Annotated in this window: 23 protein-coding genes; 19 read left to right on the top strand and 4 right to left on the bottom strand. The window is 42.2% G+C overall.

The genetic code is table 11. From position 1 onward, the window contains the following. Nucleotides 1-100: 100 nt before the first annotated feature. The 12 genes from ACFSJE_RS06115 to ACFSJE_RS06060 all read left to right on the top strand — a co-directional run bounded on the left by ACFSJE_RS06115 (nt 101) and on the right by ACFSJE_RS06060 (nt 11,581). Nucleotides 101-925, top strand: a complete 825-nt coding sequence (locus tag ACFSJE_RS06115) for a thymidylate synthase (protein ID WP_379830104.1) — start codon at nt 101-103, stop codon at nt 923-925. 104 nt (nt 926-1,029) lie between these two features. Further along, nucleotides 1,030-1,380 (top strand): DUF2200 domain-containing protein, encoded by a 351-nt coding sequence (locus tag ACFSJE_RS06110; RefSeq protein WP_379830103.1) that lies wholly within the window; start codon nt 1,030-1,032, stop codon nt 1,378-1,380. Nucleotides 1,381-1,391: 11 nt separating this feature from the next. Beyond that, the gene (locus ACFSJE_RS06105; RefSeq protein ID WP_379830102.1) at nt 1,392-1,967 is read left to right on the top strand and encodes a TMEM175 family protein; all 576 of its coding nucleotides are present in this window, start codon (nt 1,392-1,394) and stop codon (nt 1,965-1,967) included. Nucleotides 1,968-1,991: 24 nt separating this feature from the next. Further along, on the top strand, nt 1,992-2,747 hold the full coding sequence (locus ACFSJE_RS06100; RefSeq protein WP_379830101.1) for a DJ-1/PfpI family protein: 756 nt from the start codon (nt 1,992-1,994) through the stop codon (nt 2,745-2,747). A gap of 166 nt (nt 2,748-2,913) precedes the next feature. Beyond that, nucleotides 2,914-3,594 (top strand): hypothetical protein, encoded by a 681-nt coding sequence (locus tag ACFSJE_RS06095; protein WP_379830100.1) that lies wholly within the window; start codon nt 2,914-2,916, stop codon nt 3,592-3,594. A 1-nt stretch (nt 3,595) separates the two neighbouring features. Then, the gene (locus tag ACFSJE_RS06090) at nt 3,596-4,768 is read left to right on the top strand and encodes an amidohydrolase family protein (protein WP_379830099.1); all 1,173 of its coding nucleotides are present in this window, start codon (nt 3,596-3,598) and stop codon (nt 4,766-4,768) included. Beyond that, nucleotides 4,759-5,562 (top strand): alpha/beta fold hydrolase, encoded by an 804-nt coding sequence (locus tag ACFSJE_RS06085; RefSeq protein ID WP_379830098.1) that lies wholly within the window; start codon nt 4,759-4,761, stop codon nt 5,560-5,562. The genes ACFSJE_RS06090 and ACFSJE_RS06085 overlap by 10 nt, the downstream gene beginning before the upstream one ends. A 36-nt stretch (nt 5,563-5,598) precedes the next feature. After that, entirely contained in the window at nt 5,599-6,045 is a 447-nt protein-coding gene (locus ACFSJE_RS06080) for a hypothetical protein (RefSeq protein ID WP_379830097.1), read from the top strand. A gap of 401 nt (nt 6,046-6,446) precedes the next feature. Then, complete coding sequence (locus tag ACFSJE_RS06075; RefSeq protein ID WP_379830096.1) at nt 6,447-9,389, top strand: WD40/YVTN/BNR-like repeat-containing protein; 2,943 nt, start codon at nt 6,447-6,449, stop codon at nt 9,387-9,389. Between the two features lie 233 nt (nt 9,390-9,622). Continuing rightward, nucleotides 9,623-10,024: a hypothetical protein gene (locus ACFSJE_RS06070; RefSeq protein ID WP_379830095.1), complete on the top strand. Its 402-nt coding sequence runs from the start codon at nt 9,623-9,625 to the stop codon at nt 10,022-10,024. Between the two features lie 125 nt (nt 10,025-10,149). Continuing rightward, nucleotides 10,150-10,902 (top strand): type 1 glutamine amidotransferase domain-containing protein, encoded by a 753-nt coding sequence (locus tag ACFSJE_RS06065; protein WP_379830094.1) that lies wholly within the window; start codon nt 10,150-10,152, stop codon nt 10,900-10,902. 10 nt (nt 10,903-10,912) lie between these two features. After that, the gene (locus ACFSJE_RS06060; protein WP_379830093.1) at nt 10,913-11,581 is read left to right on the top strand and encodes a hypothetical protein; all 669 of its coding nucleotides are present in this window, start codon (nt 10,913-10,915) and stop codon (nt 11,579-11,581) included. A 12-nt stretch (nt 11,582-11,593) separates the two neighbouring features. On the opposite strand, the gene ACFSJE_RS06055 is transcribed toward ACFSJE_RS06060, so the two are convergent. After that, on the bottom strand, nt 11,594-11,815 hold the full coding sequence (locus ACFSJE_RS06055) for a hypothetical protein (protein ID WP_379830092.1): 222 nt from the start codon (nt 11,813-11,815) through the stop codon (nt 11,594-11,596). Between the two features lie 109 nt (nt 11,816-11,924). Between ACFSJE_RS06055 and ACFSJE_RS06050 the strand changes: the two genes are divergently transcribed. The 5 genes from ACFSJE_RS06050 to ACFSJE_RS06030 all read left to right on the top strand — a co-directional run bounded on the left by ACFSJE_RS06050 (nt 11,925) and on the right by ACFSJE_RS06030 (nt 14,441). Further along, nucleotides 11,925-12,353, top strand: coding sequence for a Dabb family protein (locus ACFSJE_RS06050; protein ID WP_379830091.1), 429 nt, complete (start codon nt 11,925-11,927; stop codon nt 12,351-12,353). 74 nt (nt 12,354-12,427) lie between these two features. Beyond that, the gene (locus ACFSJE_RS06045; protein WP_379830090.1) at nt 12,428-12,625 is read left to right on the top strand and encodes a hypothetical protein; all 198 of its coding nucleotides are present in this window, start codon (nt 12,428-12,430) and stop codon (nt 12,623-12,625) included. A 6-nt stretch (nt 12,626-12,631) separates the two neighbouring features. Further along, nucleotides 12,632-13,051 carry a hypothetical protein gene (locus tag ACFSJE_RS06040; RefSeq protein WP_379830089.1) on the top strand — a complete coding sequence of 140 codons (420 nt, stop codon included), beginning with the start codon at nt 12,632-12,634 and terminating at the stop codon, nt 13,049-13,051. A gap of 139 nt (nt 13,052-13,190) precedes the next feature. Continuing rightward, nucleotides 13,191-13,463, top strand: coding sequence for a DUF4242 domain-containing protein (locus ACFSJE_RS06035; protein WP_379830088.1), 273 nt, complete (start codon nt 13,191-13,193; stop codon nt 13,461-13,463). Nucleotides 13,464-13,580: 117 nt separating this feature from the next. Further along, the gene (locus ACFSJE_RS06030; RefSeq protein WP_379830087.1) at nt 13,581-14,441 is read left to right on the top strand and encodes a DUF5694 domain-containing protein; all 861 of its coding nucleotides are present in this window, start codon (nt 13,581-13,583) and stop codon (nt 14,439-14,441) included. A 75-nt stretch (nt 14,442-14,516) separates the two neighbouring features. On the opposite strand, the gene ACFSJE_RS06025 is transcribed toward ACFSJE_RS06030, so the two are convergent. Continuing rightward, nucleotides 14,517-14,813 carry an isoamylase early set domain-containing protein gene (locus ACFSJE_RS06025; protein ID WP_379830086.1) on the bottom strand — a complete coding sequence of 99 codons (297 nt, stop codon included), beginning with the start codon at nt 14,811-14,813 and terminating at the stop codon, nt 14,517-14,519. Between the two features lie 142 nt (nt 14,814-14,955). Then, nucleotides 14,956-16,050, bottom strand: a complete 1,095-nt coding sequence (locus ACFSJE_RS06020; RefSeq protein WP_379830085.1) for an aminotransferase class V-fold PLP-dependent enzyme — start codon at nt 16,048-16,050, stop codon at nt 14,956-14,958. Between the two features lie 54 nt (nt 16,051-16,104). Here ACFSJE_RS06020 and ACFSJE_RS06015 point away from each other — a divergent pair, with 54 nt between their 5' ends. Both ACFSJE_RS06015 and ACFSJE_RS06010 read left to right on the top strand, forming a co-directional pair. Next, nucleotides 16,105-16,497, top strand: a complete 393-nt coding sequence (locus tag ACFSJE_RS06015; protein ID WP_379830084.1) for a 2TM domain-containing protein — start codon at nt 16,105-16,107, stop codon at nt 16,495-16,497. Then, nucleotides 16,494-16,985 carry a dihydrofolate reductase gene (locus tag ACFSJE_RS06010; protein WP_379830083.1) on the top strand — a complete coding sequence of 164 codons (492 nt, stop codon included), beginning with the start codon at nt 16,494-16,496 and terminating at the stop codon, nt 16,983-16,985. Before ACFSJE_RS06015 ends, ACFSJE_RS06010 begins: the two co-directional genes overlap by 4 nt. A gap of 3 nt (nt 16,986-16,988) precedes the next feature. Here the strand turns inward: ACFSJE_RS06010 and murI are convergent, their stop codons facing one another. Then, nucleotides 16,989-17,768, bottom strand: a complete 780-nt coding sequence (gene murI, locus ACFSJE_RS06005; RefSeq protein ID WP_379830082.1) for a glutamate racemase — start codon at nt 17,766-17,768, stop codon at nt 16,989-16,991. Nucleotides 17,769-17,818: the final 50 nt, after the last annotated feature.

Below are 17,818 nucleotides of genomic sequence, written 5' to 3'. Positions count from 1 at the left end.
AACCCTTTGCCTTTCTCCACAGTTAGTTAATAAAGTTTTCATAATTCAAACTATTGCCCTATTGTCCTTTCATGCATAACTATTTACCTTTAACCCCACTATGAAACAATACCACGACCTTCTTAAACACGTATTGGAACACGGAAACGCCAAAGGCGATCGCACTGGAACTGGAACCCTAAGCGTTTTTGGCTATCAGATGCGATTTGATCTTTCCGAGGGATTCCCTATGGTGACCACTAAAAAGTTGCACCTTAAATCCATTATCCATGAATTGTTGTGGTTCTTGAAGGGAGATACAAATATTGAATACCTTCAAGAAAATGGGGTTCGTATCTGGAATGAATGGGCTGATGATAATGGCGACCTAGGGCCCGTATATGGTCATCAATGGCGCAATTGGAACAGTGAGGAGATCGACCAAATCAAAGAAGTTGTCGAGACCCTAAAAACCAGTCCAAATAGTCGAAGGATGCTGGTTTCCGCATGGAATCCAAGTGTGCTCCCAGACACTTCTGTCTCATTTTCCGAAAATGTGGCCAAAGGAAAAGCAGCCCTCCCCCCCTGCCACGCCTTTTTTCAATTTTATGTGGCCGATGGTAAATTGTCATGTCAACTCTATCAACGTAGTGCCGATATCTTTTTAGGAGTTCCGTTCAACATTGCTTCTTATGCGTTGTTTACCATGATGATGGCCCAAGTATGTGGTTATTTGCCCGGGGATTTTATCCACACCTTTGGTGATGCCCATATCTACAACAATCATTTGGAGCAGGTTCATCTGCAATTGGGTCGTGACCCACGCCCCTTGCCCACCATGAAATTGAACCCAGAAGTAACGGATATTTTCAATTTTACTTTTGATGATTTTGAACTGTTGAACTACGACCCGCACCCTCACATTAAGGGAGTTGTGGCTGTATAAATGTTAATCATCTCTATTTTTTCATTTTAGAATTACGTATTTTTCACACAGGATAATTTTTCTTCAAAACTGAAAAATTCAACCCTTAAAAGTTTTATCTGACCATGAAAAATCAACGTGTATTCCAAATGTCATTTGCTGGCGTTTACCCTCATTACATCGCCAAGGCAGAAAAAAAAGGTCATACCAAGGAAGAGGTGGACACCATTATTTTTTGGTTGACTGGATATAATGCGGAGTCCCTTCAACAAATTTTGGACAATAAAACCAATTTTGAGACCTTTTTCGCCGAAGCACCCCAACTCAATCCCAATGTATCCAAAATAACCGGGGTAATTTGTGGCTATCGTGTAGAAGATATTGAGGATAAACTCATGCAAAAGATTCGGTATTTGGATAAATTAGTGGACGAATTGGCCAAAGGAAAGGCCATGGAGAAGATTTTGCGTACCTAAAAACCAATACTATGAACAAAGGACGAATGGAGGCCTTCAGTGATGGGGTACTTGCAATCATCATCACCATTATGGTACTGGAAATCAAAGTGCCTCACGGTGTGGAATTTTCAGATTTAACTTCTCTAATCCCCATATTTCTGAGCTACATTCTAAGCTTCATTTATTTAGGTATTTACTGGAACAACCATCATCACATGATGCATACCGTCAAAAAAGTATCAGGCGGTATTCTATGGGCGAACCTGCACCTCCTTTTTTGGCTTTCGCTGGTTCCTTTTGTAACCGGCTGGATGGGTGAAAACCATTTTGCCCAAAACCCAGTGGCCCTTTATGGTTTTATATTATTGATGGCCGCTATTGCTTATTTTATCCTACAGGGACAAATCATTAAATCCAATGGAAAAGATTCCGTTTTGGCCAAGGCCATCGGAAAAGATATTAAGGGCAAACTTTCCCCTGTGTTCTACATCATTGGAATTGGTTTTGCTTGGATAAGCACATGGGTATCAGGGGCTATGTTTGTTGCCGTTGCCCTAATGTGGCTCATCCCGGACAAACGTATTGAAAAAATTCTCAGCGAATAAAATACATTCAACATCCCCCTCAAAATGAATAAAATCAGCATCCTGCACTTTTTTTTAATCGGAGTAATTTTAAGTAGTTGTAATGGAAATAAGACCAAGACGGCAGCCAAAGTTGAAGAAACCACGGAAATCACGGCAGCGTCTGATACGTTGACGAAACACCTTAAACCATTCGACGCTAATTTACCCACAATCGGGCTGTTGATGTACCATGGGGTGCTCCAAAGTGAGGTGGTGGCAACTTCCGATGTCTTTGCCAAGCCCACCGAAGATGGAAAACAACTGTTCAATGTCATTACCATTGCTGAAACAGAAAACCCAATCACTACGGAGGAAGGACTCCACCTAGTACCGGATTACACCTTTACCAATTGCCCAAAATTGACTGCATTATTTGTTCCCAGTGCCTATGATATGTATGCGCAAGTACATAACAGCAACCTTGTGGATTTCATTAAGCAGAAAAATGAGGAAACCGAGTATACTGTCAGTAATTGTGGCGGAGCCCAACTTATCGGGGAATCTGGAATTGCCGATGGGCATAAAATAGTGACGTGGATTGGAGGGGGTGAACAACTTCAAAAAGACTATCCCAACTTAAAAGTTCAAGATGACGACTCCGTGACCTTTGTGAAGGATGGAAAGTTTGTGTCATCCAACGGAAATTTGGCCAGTTATATCTCTGCACTGGAACTGGTTGAAATAATGACAAGCCCGGAACATAGAAAGTTTGTGGAGAGCTACCTCTATCTAGACCGACTTCAAGATTGGAAGCACTAGAAGGCGCGGGTCTGTGCTAAAAAGTGCAGTTAGGAAGATTCTGTTTAGAACCAACTTCTCTCCATTTTTATACTTCCAATTGGAAAATGAAATGTCCATTGAAAATTTAGTGGTATCTTTTAAAAGATTGTAATGATGGCAATTACAGTAAATTAAATTCCATTAAATGAAACGACTCATAACCACTATCTTTTTGTCCGTAGTTCTGATTTCCTGCAATTCTAGCGGCAAAGACAAAAATGAAACGGACACATCTTCCGCAACAGAGGCGGCAATTGACAGCGCTTCTATCGATAGGAAAAACAATTACGTCCCCATTGACACCCAAGAAGCCCTGATTGCAACCTCATTGATGGCTGCTCCCGCGGCAAGTCGGGCTGGATGCAAAGTGATTGGTTACAATGCCGCTGGGGAACTAGTGACCCTGAAAGAAGGGGATAACGAGTTCATTGTCCTAGCCGATGACCCTAACAACGCTACTTTCAGTGCCGCATGCTACCACAAAAGCATGGAACCTTTTATGGCGAGAGGTCGGGAATTGCGTGCCGAAGGAAAGACCGCCCCAGAAATCTTTGATATCAGGGAAGAAGAGGCAAAATCGGGTAAATTGGATATGGGAAAACCGGGAGCCACGCTTCACATCTACTATGGCCCCAATAATCGGTACGACCCGGAAACCAACAAAGTGGAAGGAGCAAAATATCGCTATGTGGTCTATTTGCCTTTTGCCACTTCAGAATCTACAGGACTTCCCGAAAACCCTGTCGGACCAAACCATCCATGGATCATGAACCCAGGAACTCACAGAGCCCATATCATGATCTCACCTTTACCGGAAAAGGAATAATATGAAAAGAATACTGATATTGGGATTACTTGCGCTGAGCGTTGGCTGTTACAAAACGGTCAAGTACGACACCGTAATCAAAAATGTGGGCTTGTTCAATGGATATGAAGACCAAGGCACGGTGTACATCGCAATCAATAGTGACACCATTGCCTATATTTCCACTGAAGAACTACAAAGTGACCAAATCATCGATGGTACCGGAAAATATATAATTCCGGGGATGGTCAATGCGCATGTGCACGTATCCGAAACCGAACAGCTAAGACAAGGATATCCTCTAGGAATCATGTACCTCCTAAATATGCATACTGGCTTGGAGGTAAGAGAAGCTGAATGGAAAAAAGGGTATCAAGATTCAACGGGCTATTCAATTTTATATGGTGCCGGACATGCAGCTACGGTCCCCGGAGGGCATCCAAATCAATATAGCCCAGACATGGAAACCATTTCCGATTCCCTTTCCATTGAAGATTGGTTGAATCATCGTATCGAAAAAAATGTGGATTATATTAAAATTATTCGTGAACATCACGAATGGATGGGTTACCCTCCCTTACCCACGTTGAGCTATGAACAAATCAAGGAACTTATAGATCGAAGCCATGAAAAGGGTTATAAAGTAGTCGTCCACGCCAATACGGCCGAGGAAATGATGAAAATAGCCGAATTTAAGCCAGATGGTTTTGTGCATATGCTGGACTACAAGGAAGACCTACCTGTTTCTGATAAATTTTATAACAGTCTGGTTGAAAATGACATTTTTGTAATCCCAACGGGTGGAATGTCCCTTAAATCTATGGATGGTGCACCACCTTTCATGATAGATTGGGTTGCCAACAACCTTTTAGATGTGGAGGAGCGTACCGCGATATTAAAAAAGATGTATGAAAAAGGAGTTCTTATAGTCGCTGGCACCGATGCACAAGAAGGACAGATGGATTTTGGTGCTGATTACTTCTTGGAACTGGAGCTCTACCAACGTGCCGGACTGACCAACCTTGACATTCTTAAAACGGCAACAGGCAACGCAGCAAAAGCATTTGATTTGCCCATTGGAGAATTAACCGTTGGCAGCAAAGCGAATTTTGTATTGCTGAAAGACAGTCCATTGAACGATATTTCGAACCTCAAAAAAGTGGAACAAGTTTGGAAAAACGGGAAATGGAAATAATAACCTCAGACATCCTTGCTTTTAAAAGTGGATATTCAGAAGTGAATGGATTGAACATGTACTACGAGATGTACGGCCATGGCAAACCGCTGGTGCTTATTCATGGTGGTGGTTCAACCATTCAGACCACCTTTGAAAAGGTAATTCCATTATTCGCAAAAAACAGAAAAGTCATAGCCATTGAATTGCAGGCCCACGGAAGGACCAACGACCGAAATGCCGACTCATCCTTTGAACAAGATGCTGATGATGTGGCTACGCTCCTTAAAAATCTGGAAATAGATAAAGTCGATTTTTTTGGTTTCAGCAATGGAGGTACAACGACGCTTCAAATTGCCATTCGCTACCCTCAAATAGTGAACAAAATGGTACTGGGTTCAGCCCTTGCCAAGCGAAACGGTGTTCCAGACTGGTTTTGGGGCATTATGGAAGAAGCCAAATTGGAAAATATGCCAGAACAACTGAAGACCGCCTACAAACAAGTGGCTCCCAACCCCAACGGTTTACAAACAATGCACGACCGGGACGCAAAGCGAATGGTAAATTTTAAGGGCATTTCAGATGATTTGCTCACCTCGATAAAGGCCCCTACCCTTATCATCATTGGCGATAAGGACATCATCACACCTGAGCACGCGTTGGAATTGCACAGACAAATTCCCAATTCGGAATTGGCCATCATTCCTGGGGGACATGGAGACTATATTGGTGAAATCACCACCTTAAAACCCGATACCAAAGAAAGTGAGTTTGTCGTGCCGATGATTGAAAAGTTTTTGAATACAGAGAAATAATAACAAGCCACAACAATCAAAAATCTTGAATTCAGTATGAGACTTACCCAAATTAAAAAAATGAGCGGATATGGGATACTACTGCTCATCATTTCTTGCAAGACGTACACCATACCAGTGGATAGCTTTAAAAAGCAGATGGTGCGTGCCACATCTGAAAATTTGAAGGAAGTGGAAATAAACAACCCATTGAATTACAGTCGTGGGATAAAATATCGCTCCAACACTATTGAACGACTTGAGGTTCTGGACAAAAAGGGCAACATGGCATATTTGGATAACTCCGCCGCCATTGAAATGAGGGTGACTCTACAAAATGGAAAAAAACGGATCATGTACTTTGACACTGTTGTTTTGGAAAATGATACGCTAAAAGGTGGCCGGTCTAGATTCGCCCAAGGGTTAACCCTAAAAATTCCGATGAATGAAATCGTTAAAATTGAAGTGCAGGATGGCGGTAAAAAATTCAACTACCAAAAATAACCTCCGAAAATAATCCAACAAATAGTTTACTTCACAAGATTTATGATAAGGATTATGTTAAATATATTATAAAATCTTCGCAAAAACCGCCAGATAACTGAATGTCTTTCAAAACGAATATTCATTTTTTTAGCAGATTATAAATGATGCTTTTGAAAACCACCAAAAGCTTAAGTGGTTTATCCCTAGCTGAATAAGTGTACTTTTTACGCCAAAAACTCGACAAATTCTTCAACCATTTCGGCTGAACCGTCTAAAACACTGACCTTTTGCAAACAAATCTGACTTTTTTGCAAGGGTACGTCAACCTTGATAATCTCAAATAAAAACTGTTACTTTAAGTGCCTTAAGCCGCATCAGGCTTGCATTGGATTGAAATTTTATACCAACCTCTCTATATCATGAAATACACATTCCCCCTTTGTATCCTTTTGGCTTTATGCCTAAGTGTACACACAACGGCTCAACAAAATTCAGAATCTCTCACTACCGATCTTCGCTGGCGCAACATTGGACCCGCCAATATGATGGGACGCATCGCGGCGGTAGAAGCATTAAATACTGACTATCGCACCGTTTTGGTAGCTTCGGCTTCAGGTGGAGTTTTTAAGTCTACCAACGCAGGAATTACCTGGACGCCCATTTTCGATGACTACGGAGCTGGTTCCATTGGGGCCGTGGCCTTCTTTCAACCGAACCCAGACATTATTTGGGTCGGAACCGGTGAATCTGCCAACAGAAACAGTAGCGCCTATGGTGATGGGATTTACAAATCCACGGATGGAGGGAAGACCTTCCAAAACATGGGGTTGGAAACCACCCATCAAATCGCTGAAATTGCAACGCATCCTACCAATCCTGATATAGCTTATGTCGCCGCAGTAGGACATTTGTGGGGATACTCAGGAGAAAGAGGCCTATTCAAAACCACGGATGGGGGCAAAACTTGGGAAAAATTGACAAATGGACTTCCAACCGCTGTTAGTTCAGGCTGTACTGAAATCATCATGCATCCTGAAAATCCTGATGTGCTCTTTGCAGGTTTTTACGAACGCCTTCGGCAACCCGCCAGTTTTAAATCAGGTGGGCCAAATGGTGGTCTGTTTAAATCCGAAGACGGCGGAAAATCCTGGCGTAAGATCACCAACGGTCTCGCTGAAGGTGAAAGTGGCATGATCGATGTATCCATCCACCTCAAAAATCCAGATATTATGGTGATGGCTTACGAGGCAGACGAAAATATTCCCGAAGGGAAACCGGGTTCAGGGGTTTATCGCTCTGATGATGGAGGTGAAAGCTGGAAATTTTTGCTGAAACATGCTGTTCGTCCTTTTTATCACGGACAAATTCAAATAGATCCTTTGGATGACGACCTCATCTATGTAGTCTCTCGTGGATTTATGATATCAAGGGATGGTGGTAAATCCTTTCAACCACCAAGATGGAGAGCAGATGGCGGTGATGACCACGACATGTGGATCGCACCTTATGATAGCAAGATCATGTATATGGCCACTGATCAAGGTGCACGGCTCACCATTGATGGTGGACAGAACTTTTTGTCGTTCAACAATATGGCGATCGGACAGTATTATGCTGTCGGTGTTGATATGCGCAAACCGTATTGGGTAATTGGCGGTTTGCAAGATAACGGCCTTTGGATGGGTCCCAGTAACAGCCGGGAACGCCGGGGCATCTTAAATGAGCACAATACCTGGGTCGCTGAAGGGGATGGGTTCCACGCTCAGATTGACCCCACCGACTGGAGAACCATCTACACCGTGAATCACGTAGGCTTCGTGGCTCGACAAAATGTAGAAACACGTGAATATGCATTCATCACTCCTACGCCTGAAACTGTGGTGAACTTCAAGGATTATTTTGACCCCAACTATCCTGAAACACACAACTGGTATTCCATTTATCCCGGGGAAAGATGGTTCTTTAGGGAAGACCCTGAACGTCCATTGCTTCCTCCACAATTTAGGTTCAACTGGAGTACGCCTTTCATTATTTCACCCAATCATCCCCAAACCGTTTATTTCGGTTCCAATCATTTGTTCCGCTCCACGGATAGAGGGGATAGCTGGCGAATCATCAGCCCGGATCTAACCACCAATGATCCCAAGCTTAGAAATACCTCCAAAGGAGGTGGTTTGACCAATAGTAACACCGGTGGGGAAAATCATTTTACCATTATGACCATTTCCGAATCACCGCTCAATGATCAGGTGGTTTGGGTAGGAACGGATGATGGCAATGTGCAGGTGACCCGCAATGGCGGTGAAAGCTGGACGAATGTGAAGAAGAATTTTCCGGGTATTCCTGAAAAAATTTGGGTAAGCCGGGTGGAAGCATCACACCACGTGGAAGGCAGGGTTTATGTGACCTTCGACAACCACCGATTTGATGATAACAAGCCTTACGTTTTTGTGAGTGATGATTTCGGTAAAAATTGGAAAGATATCAGCAGCAATTTGCCCGAAAAATATTCCGTTTATGTGATCAAAGAAGATCCAGAGCAGGAAGGTTTGCTCTATTTGGGCAGCGAGGAATCCGTGTATACGTCCTTGGATAATGGTAAATCCTGGATCAATATGCGAAACAACCTGCCTACCGTCGCTATTTACGATTTGGTGGTTCACCCTCGTGATGGCGATCTTATCGCAGGTACGCATGGCCGAAGCATCTGGATCATGGACGATCTTTCGCCATTGCGCCAAATGAGTGCCGAAGTCGCCAAAAAGCAGCTTCATCTCTTTAAACCCAAAGAAGCCACCAAATGGATCACTATTGATACAGGCCGTAAACAACCCGCTTTTGAATTTCGAGGCGAAAACCCACCCAGTGGCGCCATTGTCAATTTCTATGTGGGCCAGCAAACATCAGATTCCGCTACCATAGCGGTAAAGACGTTACAGGGTGAAAAGGTGTTCGAACAAAAAATCGCGGTGCACCAAGGCATCAATAGAACCATTTGGCCGTTGAGCGGAAGAGGTATGGAGCGTTTTTATCCTGTTTCACAAGAAACGATGTATACTTACAAAACTCACCTACAATGGGTCATCAACGAACTCAAAAATCGGGTTAAAAAGAAAGAGTTGATCGCCGGGTTAAAACCTATCTCCGACAAATTGGCAAAAGCAGCCACCATTGACGAACTCAATGCAGTGCGCAGTGACTTGGTCACGGGGTATGCCAGCTACGCGGGTGGTGAAACGTTCTTTGGACCAAAACCTAAATTTTCCATTGATGAAGGGAACTATATTGTTTCCATTGCATTGGGCGGAGAAACGGTCGAGGAATCCATAGAGGTGGAGAACGATCCTTTAATCGAGGAATAACCCTTTTAAGCCAGTACAAACCTTAGTGGTTTTCGTCTATTCTTTTACGGGAAGATGAAAACCACTTTTTTTATGCCCATAACTGTCGGTTAGAAGAAACCGTTACTTTCCCATCACAGGTTGCACTTCTCTACAGGAAAAATGAACACAAAAATTTAGTGTATCTTTTAACATCGTTTAGCACCTAATTGGGGTAAACATATCTATATAAACAAGTTGTGTGTAAACTAAAAATGAAAACGGAGAACACTGTAATACCGCTAATTTTAATGGGAATCTTGGTTCTCGGATCGTTTGCGCCAATAATCCAAATTATTTTACTTCACGGAAGTGCAATTTATCTATACCCCTTCGAGAACATTTTGGGAATTGAAAACTTTAAGGTTCTAAACTTCATGCATCTAGTTGGTGGAATTTTAACGGTTTACGGGTTCTACAAAGCTGAAAAAATTGAATTTAAATTGCTTTGGGCAATCTTGACTGTATTCTTTTTAAACTCATTTTTGACCTTTTTATGGGACGATAAAGGCGGAGACCCTGACCCCTACTTTTTGGGCTTTATGATTTCAGGCTTTCTGACTACTCTGCCACTGTTAGTGATTGGATTTGTCAAAGAGAAACGAATAAAAAAATAAAAGCCTAAACACTACACTAGCTATAATCCATTGTCCGCTCCCACCCCAAACTAAATTCCTTACTTTTAAGAAAATCTGTAACATTCCCCTCCATTGCGAGACCTACTCTAAAATCAATCAAAAAAATGAAAAAAGGTTTCTTGGCCTTGTTGGCCCTATTAATTTGTATTTCGTGTGACCATGACAAGCATGAAAAGGGAAGAATACTCATGATCGTTTCAAACACGGAAGATATGGGAGACCCCGAAAAACACTTTGCCGGGAACAATCTCTGGGAGGTGGCGCCTCCCTACCATATTTTTGTTTCCCACGGCTACGAAGTGGATTTTGTTTCGCCAACCGGTGGAAAAGTGCCGTTCTCCATGGATACCCTAGGTATTAGTAGTTATACCATCAAGTATGAGAATTTTGGTAAGGTTAAAAATTCATTGACGCCCGATCAAGTGGATCATACAAAGTACAAAGCCGCTTTTATTGGCGGTGGATACGGCCCTTTATTTGATGTGGCCAAAAACGAAGCTATCTTACCACTCATAGCCAAAATTTATGAAAATGGTGGCATAGTGGGCGGTTGCGGACACGGCCCCGGTGCTTTTGCCAATGTAAAACTCAGCAATGGAGAGTATATGGTCAAAGAGGTGAAATTGACCGGATTCCCAAATTCCACGGAGGTGACCAAAAGTTGGGCTGCAGAGGGGACTTTGTTGCCCATTATGTTAGAGGATCAACTACGACAAAATGGAGCGTTGTTCCAGACCAAAAAAGATCTGGCCGATAAACACGATGTGGTCATTGACCAGCGAATTGTAACCACCATGTTTCTCCCCTCCTCCACGTTGGTGGCCAAAGAAATGATAAGGGAGATTGAAAAAAACTGAGTGTTAAAACATGAAACTATTTATAGTCGAGACAATTAATAAACAAGTGAAACAAGCATTCATATTTGCTTTTTTTCTTTTTATTCTATCATGTAATTCTAAACCAGAAAAAATAAAAATTGAAGAAAGAATTAGCATGCAGGTCGAGACCGATTCTTTGGTCGGAAAAAATAGGAAAAAATTTGTCATACTGGCCAGCGATGTAAGGGATAGCATTGTTGAATACATCAAAATTGGCGGAAAGGAATATGCCAATCAAATATGGTTGGTTAATGAGAGCAAGGACACAATTGGAGGGAACTATTTTAAATCTCTTATTAATGACACGACCTCATTGGGAGAAATAACACGATTAAGATTTGCATTAATTGAACCATCCATAAGTAAGGTGTCTGATTTATTTATACTTCTTCCGCGAGACGATAAAAAGTTAGCAAAAGATTTCTCAAATATTTTTGAAATTGAACTGGACACAATTCAAAGTTTAAAAAATGATGGCATACCCCATCCTGAATTGTCAGATTTAGATTTACCATTGAATCACATAATCGAGTTTGGTATTGAATATGAAAAACCAGGTATGAAAAGAGTTCGAGGAGTAATCATTGAAAGAGGAAAATTAAGCGGCAAAGGTTATGAAAGAAGGTTGTTTTTTGACAAATCGTTTTACGTTCAATGATAAATTAAAAAATTACTGCTTACAACATTGGCATTTGCTACTCGGTGCCTCCCTCAACCACTCCCCAATTCCTTTTAGTGCTTCCACCACACTTTGCACTTCCCTACGGGAAAAGGTGTCTTCTTCCAAATAGAACAGCATCACCACCCCCAAGTCCAAAATTTTGGCCAGTTCTTCGGGAGAGCCGTAGCTGTCTTTGATAAATGCGTTCAACCTATCCCCTTTTTGTGCCATATACCAAAAGTAAATAAGGTCTTGGGATTAAGGGTCATACCAGATTATGACACTATTCATTTTTATCTTACCTTACTTGACCATAAACTTTTTCTAAACACCGACCCTCATGAAAAACCTTGCCTTCGCCGTTTTAACCGTATTTTTACTGTCGGGTTGTGGCAATAAAACCCAAGAACCAACAAAAGAAGAACCTGTGGAAAAAACCGAAACGGTAACGACCGAGACCACCCAACCGCTATTGCGCCATGTGGTATTGTTTAAATTTAAAGACACCTCTTCTGAAGCCGAGGTGGAAGAAGTAAAAGAGGCGTTCAATGCACTGCCTTCCAAAATATCCGAGATCAAAGGCTACGAATGGGGCCTCAACAACAGCCCAGAAAACCTGAACAGGGGGCTTACCCATTGCTATTTCCTCACCTTTACCAGTGAGGCGGACAGGGATGCGTATCTTATCCACCCAGACCACAAAGCGTTTGGCGAAGTGGCGGGTCCGCACATAGGCGATGTGCTTGTAGTGGACTACTGGGCCAACTAGAACATGTGCTCTACCTTAATCTTTTAAGGATGCTTTTTTTATAGTAGTAACTCCAGACTCGTATTTGATAATATATGGAGAAGTATTATTACCCCATAGTAAGCTCCTTGCTTCTGGTGCTCTCCGTTCTTGCTTTTTCGGACAATCTGTTTTGGGATATAGGCCAGCAAAGCAACAGCGACCCTAAGTTTATAGTTCACGGTCTATTTATGTTGGCCTGGTTTATCACCTTTGTGGTTCAATCCTTTTTTATTTATAAAAAGAACTATTAAGCCCACATGAAATGGGGGAAAATTGGGTTTCTTATCGCCATTGGTGTTTTCCTCAGCACTGTCTATGTTTTTGTAGCCGTTTTTAAAGGATGGGATGCCATGGAACCCTTTGTCAGGGCCAATCGGTTTTTCATGTTGAGCTTTGCGGTCTTTCTGGTATTGGCCTATCGATACCGAAAAAACAAGTACTATCACAAACGATTCATTTTTTGGGCCTTTGCACTGCCGATAGAACCCATTATGGGAAGATTATGTGATGTGTTCCATATTTATGACAACTGGGAACTTTTTTACATTCTGGTCTGGCATGCCTTTTTTATTTCCTTTTTCATCTATGACTGGAAGATCTTAAAGCGAATACATATAATCAGCTGGTTTGGATTGGGATGGTTCTATGTGGCCTGGGCCATTTGCTTTGTTTCTTGACCTAAAACAGACCTTAAATTAGGCTCCTAAATCCTTCAAAACCCCACTTTTATTGAATATCTTTAAGTGGAGTCCAGAAACCACACAAAACGGGGCGTAACCCAAAAGCCAAACGAGTAGGAAACTTAATTTTAACGTCATGCCAAAATATGTCATTGAGCGGGAAATTCCGGGTGCCGGAGATTTAACCGCAGACCAGCTCAAAGGAATATCACAGACTTCCTGTGGAGTATTGCGCAACATGGGGCCAGAAATTCAATGGGTACAAAGCTATGTAACCGGTGGTAAAATCTACTGTGTGTACATAGCACCTAACGAAGACATGGTTCGCGAACATGCCAAACAGGGAGGGTTCCCTGCAAATTCAGTAAGTGAAGTGGCCACGATTATTGACCCCACTACTGCTGAGTAGATCTTTCCTGAAATTCTTCTTTAAACTATGACCAACATGGTTATGGTAACATGCATTTCTTGTCGCAACTGTAACAAACCATGGTTTCTTCTGTCTTTTTTAAAACGATACCAAACCATGATATACAAAACTGTATGGGCCTTTGCAGTATTCTTCGTATTGTTGAGCTGTAGCCCAAAAACCAACCAACCTGAATCTCAAGAATCCCAGAACACGAAACAAGTATTACTCATTGGCACCTTCCACTACAACAATCCTGGGGCAGATGTGGCTCAAACCAAAAGTTTTGACATTCTAAGCGAAAGTGCCCAAGCTGAATTGGAAGAGATTTCAGAAAAAATAAAGGAATATAAGCCAGACCAAGTTTTGGTGGAATGGCCTTATAACGAACAACAGGAACTGGACTCGCTCTATCAGTTGTATTTGGCAGACAATTATTTTACCAACGATAACCTTTCCAGTTATTACCAAAAAAGTGAAACCTTCCAATTGGCATTTCGGGTGGCTAAAAAAGCAGGTTTACCATCCGTTAAAGCCGTGGATTACCGCAACACCGACTTCCCTTTTGATAGTTTAATGACCGTGACCGCTCAACAAAACCAGACCACTTTGCAAAAGAAGTTCACGGAGGGCATAGAGCGTTTTACACAAGAGTTTGATGAAAAGATTGAGTCCGGTGCCTCTTTGCTGGACATGACCTATTACCTCAATACGGAAGAACTTAGACAGTTCAGCAATGAATTTCATACCCAAGTGCCGCTTTTGGTAGGAGACCGGGACAATTTTGTGGGAGCCTATCTTGCTTCGGAATGGTATCGTAGAAATTTGTACATGTGGGCCTTGGCCCAAAAAGCCACCCAACCCAATGATAAACGGATAATGTTGCTCCTCGGTTCCAGCCATGTTGCCATGATCAAGAATTTTATAGATAAAAACCCAGACTGGGACACAGTGGAATTGGAGAAGATAATGCAGTAGTATTCCTGAAGACCAAAACTCTCCAGAAAAAAAACCACCATTGAAGTTGGGGTGCTTCAATGGCGATTCTAACTATTATACTTCCAGAACGGCGTTTTCGGTTCCAGCGTACTCGTTCCATTGGAAACGATCAGCCTCTTCATCGTTGGTGTAAGCACCATCGATGATGTACCTAAACTCATACGAGTTCTCTTTGGGAAGTTCAAAAGTTCCCTTAAAGGTTCCGTTTTTCAATTTCTTTAAAGTACTGCCTTTTGGGTTCCAATTGTTGAAATCACCAACTACAGCAACTTTGTCAGCCTCCTCTGCAGGAACAGTGAAAGTTACCTTGCAAATAGGCTTGCTTTTCAGGTATTGTTTTTTAATTGCCATGGTACCAAAAAATTTTAATTCCGGTACAAAGCAATACATAAAAGTGTTTATTTACAATTAGTTAAGTTCGATTTATCATATTGATAAAATGCCCCTAACAATTGGGTTACTTTTATCAATTTAAATCTGCGTTTTTTATCGATTAGGCTTTTGGTGCCCAGCGCTTTAAAAGTGTTGCAATAACATCTATTTCTTCCTCGGTATTGTAAAAATGGAAGCTAAAACGCACCCCTCCGCCACGAGGTGAAGTAACCACATTTTCCTCGGTAAGCTTATGGAACAACTTCTGGTCGCCCTTTATATTGAAGATGGTGCTGTGCTGTGTTCTATCGAGTACACTTTGTTCCAAAAGCCCTAGATCTGAAAAGACATTTTTGGCCTTGTTGGACAATTTATCTAAATGTGCCTGAATGTGTTCTTGACCGATATCGTCCAAAAAATCAAGTGCAAATTCCAAACTTCCGAAGTTGAAGGAATCCAAATGTCCTGGCTCCAAAAACTTGCAGAATGAAATACTGTTTCGCTTGGATTGATCATTATCCACCGAACCATTGCCTATGCCTTTCAGTTCAAATTGGTCCATAACCGCATCCTTTACCAAGTAAAAACCATTTCCGTAGCCGGCCAGTAGCCATTTATAGGCACTTGTTCCCAAAATATCCACTCCAGATGCTTCAAAATTGAAGGGTTCCGTACCGCAGAACTGGGTGCCATCGCCAATGATGATTAGATCTGGAAAATCCTTTTTCAATTGTTTTAAAAAGTCAAGATCAATCTTTATCCCGTTCACCCACTGCACCAGACTCAGGGCAAAAACGTCAATTCCTCCAGACTTTACCTTGTTATGGATATTTTCTTCCATGTTCGCATCGATGGCGACATATTCCCTATTGAAATTTCGGGTTTCAAAGGGCCAGTTCACGGAAGGGTAATCATTTTCCAACAGCAACACCTTTTTGTCCTTGGAGAGTCCTTCCAACAGTAGATTGAGTCCCAAACTAAAATTGGGCACCAAAGCCACATTTTCAGGCTTGCAATGGAAAAACTTCCCAACGGTTTTCTTAATCTCTGGCATGTGTGCAAAGCCTTTGGCCTTCATATCACTACCTCCAATAAGAAAATCAAGGTCATGCCCTTGACGCCATTCCATCAAATCTTCATTTAGAAGTCCGGCGGAGGCAGTGTTGGCATAAATACATTGGTTTAGGACGGGAAATTTTTTTCTTAGACTTTGCATTACCGAAGTTTTGGGTACAATTCAGTTATATTTGTTGCTAAAGATAGCCATTCCATGTTGTCCTTTGGTAAAAAGAAAAAAACAGAAATAGACTTGCAGCAGCACGAGCTTCTGGAAAATGCACAAAGGCGTGTGAAGCAGAAGAAACGGTTGTTCTCCCATCTGGTCATTTTCTTGATAGGAAGTTTGTTTTTGGTCCTAGCGAACAAAATCCTGAACTACGGCGAAGCGTATGATTGGTCTGTTTGGGTGATTCTCTTTTGGGCATTTTTACTGATACTTCACACCTTCAATGTCTTTGTCACCCACAAATTCATGGGGAAGGATTGGGAACGAAGACAACGGGAACGCTTGGTAGCACAACAGAAAAAGCGGATTGCCGAAATTCAAAAGGAAATCGACACGGATTTCCCCTTATCCAACATCAATAAAAAAAAAGAGCTGTGAAGCGACTGATTATTATTGCCGCCGCCGCAGAGAACAATGCTTTGGGGAAGGACAACGATTTGGTGTGGCACCTTCCGGACGATTTTAAGCGATTTAAAGCGCTCACCACGGGACATAAGATCATTATGGGTCGAAAGACGTTGGAGAGCTTCCCAAAGCCATTACCCAACCGTGAACATATTGTAATCACCCGAGATACGGAGTATACGCCAAAATTTCCCTGTACGGTGGTGCACTCCATTGAAAAGGCTATTGATTTGGTCAACGATGGGGAAACTGCCTTTATCATTGGTGGAGGCGAAATTTACAAGCAATCCATGCCCCTTGCTACGGATATGGAACTTACGCGTGTGCACGGAATTTTTGAAGCGGATACCTTTTTTCCGGAAATCAATAAGGATGAATGGGATTTGATCAAGGAAGAGCATCATCCAAAGGATGATAGGCACCAATACAGCTTCACGTATCGTACCTACCGGAAAAAATAAGGATTAGAAATCCAAGTAGGAAATTTGCGCATTGGAATCGTCCACTAAATTTTTGAGCACCTCTATTTCTTGGTTGGAGTAAAAAACATGCTGTCCCTCATGGTCTGACGGGTTCAACAGTCCATTTTTTTCCAGAATTGCCTTGGTCTGTCTCGCAACGGCTTCGCCAGAATCAATTATAGTGATGTGTTCAGGCAGAATATCTTTCAACAAAGGAATCAAATACGGATAGTGGGTACAGCCCAAAACCAAACAGTCGATATCTTGTTCCAACATAGGCCGTAAAAATGACAGGAGCAATCCGCGAGTGACCACCGAGTTTATCTGGCCCGTTTCAATCAATTCCACTAGACCTTTCCCCTCTTGCTCAATCACAGTAATCCCCTCTGCGAAGAGTTTGGAGGTATTGTGGAACAAACTACTGGACAAAGTCCCTTTTGTGGCCAGAATGCCCACTTTTTTGGTCTTGGTATGAAGCGCGGCCGGTTTAATGGCGGGCTCTATTCCAATGAATGGAATGCCGTAGTTGGCTCGAAGGTAATCTATGGCATTGGTGGTGGCCGTATTGCAAGCGACAACAATCATCTTGCAGTTTTGCTGAATCAAAAACTCGGTGTTCTTGATGCTCAGGGCTAGGATTTCCTCCTTTGATTTTTCGCCATACGGAGCATTGGCGCTATCGGCCAGGTATATGGTATCTTCATGGGGCAGCATTTTTTTGATTTCCTTCCAAATGGAGGTGCCCCCAACACCAGAATCGAAAATACCTATGGGTCCTTGCATATCCAAAAATAGATACTTAAAGTGTCACTCAATAAAAAAACCGCTTTCTC

The sequence above is a fragment of the Flagellimonas iocasae genome (assembly GCF_042682725.1).
GTDB lineage: Bacteria > Bacteroidota > Bacteroidia > Flavobacteriales > Flavobacteriaceae > Flagellimonas > Flagellimonas iocasae.
The sequence above is the reverse complement of the archived record's forward strand: the minus strand, read 5'-3'. Positions and strand labels throughout refer to the sequence as shown.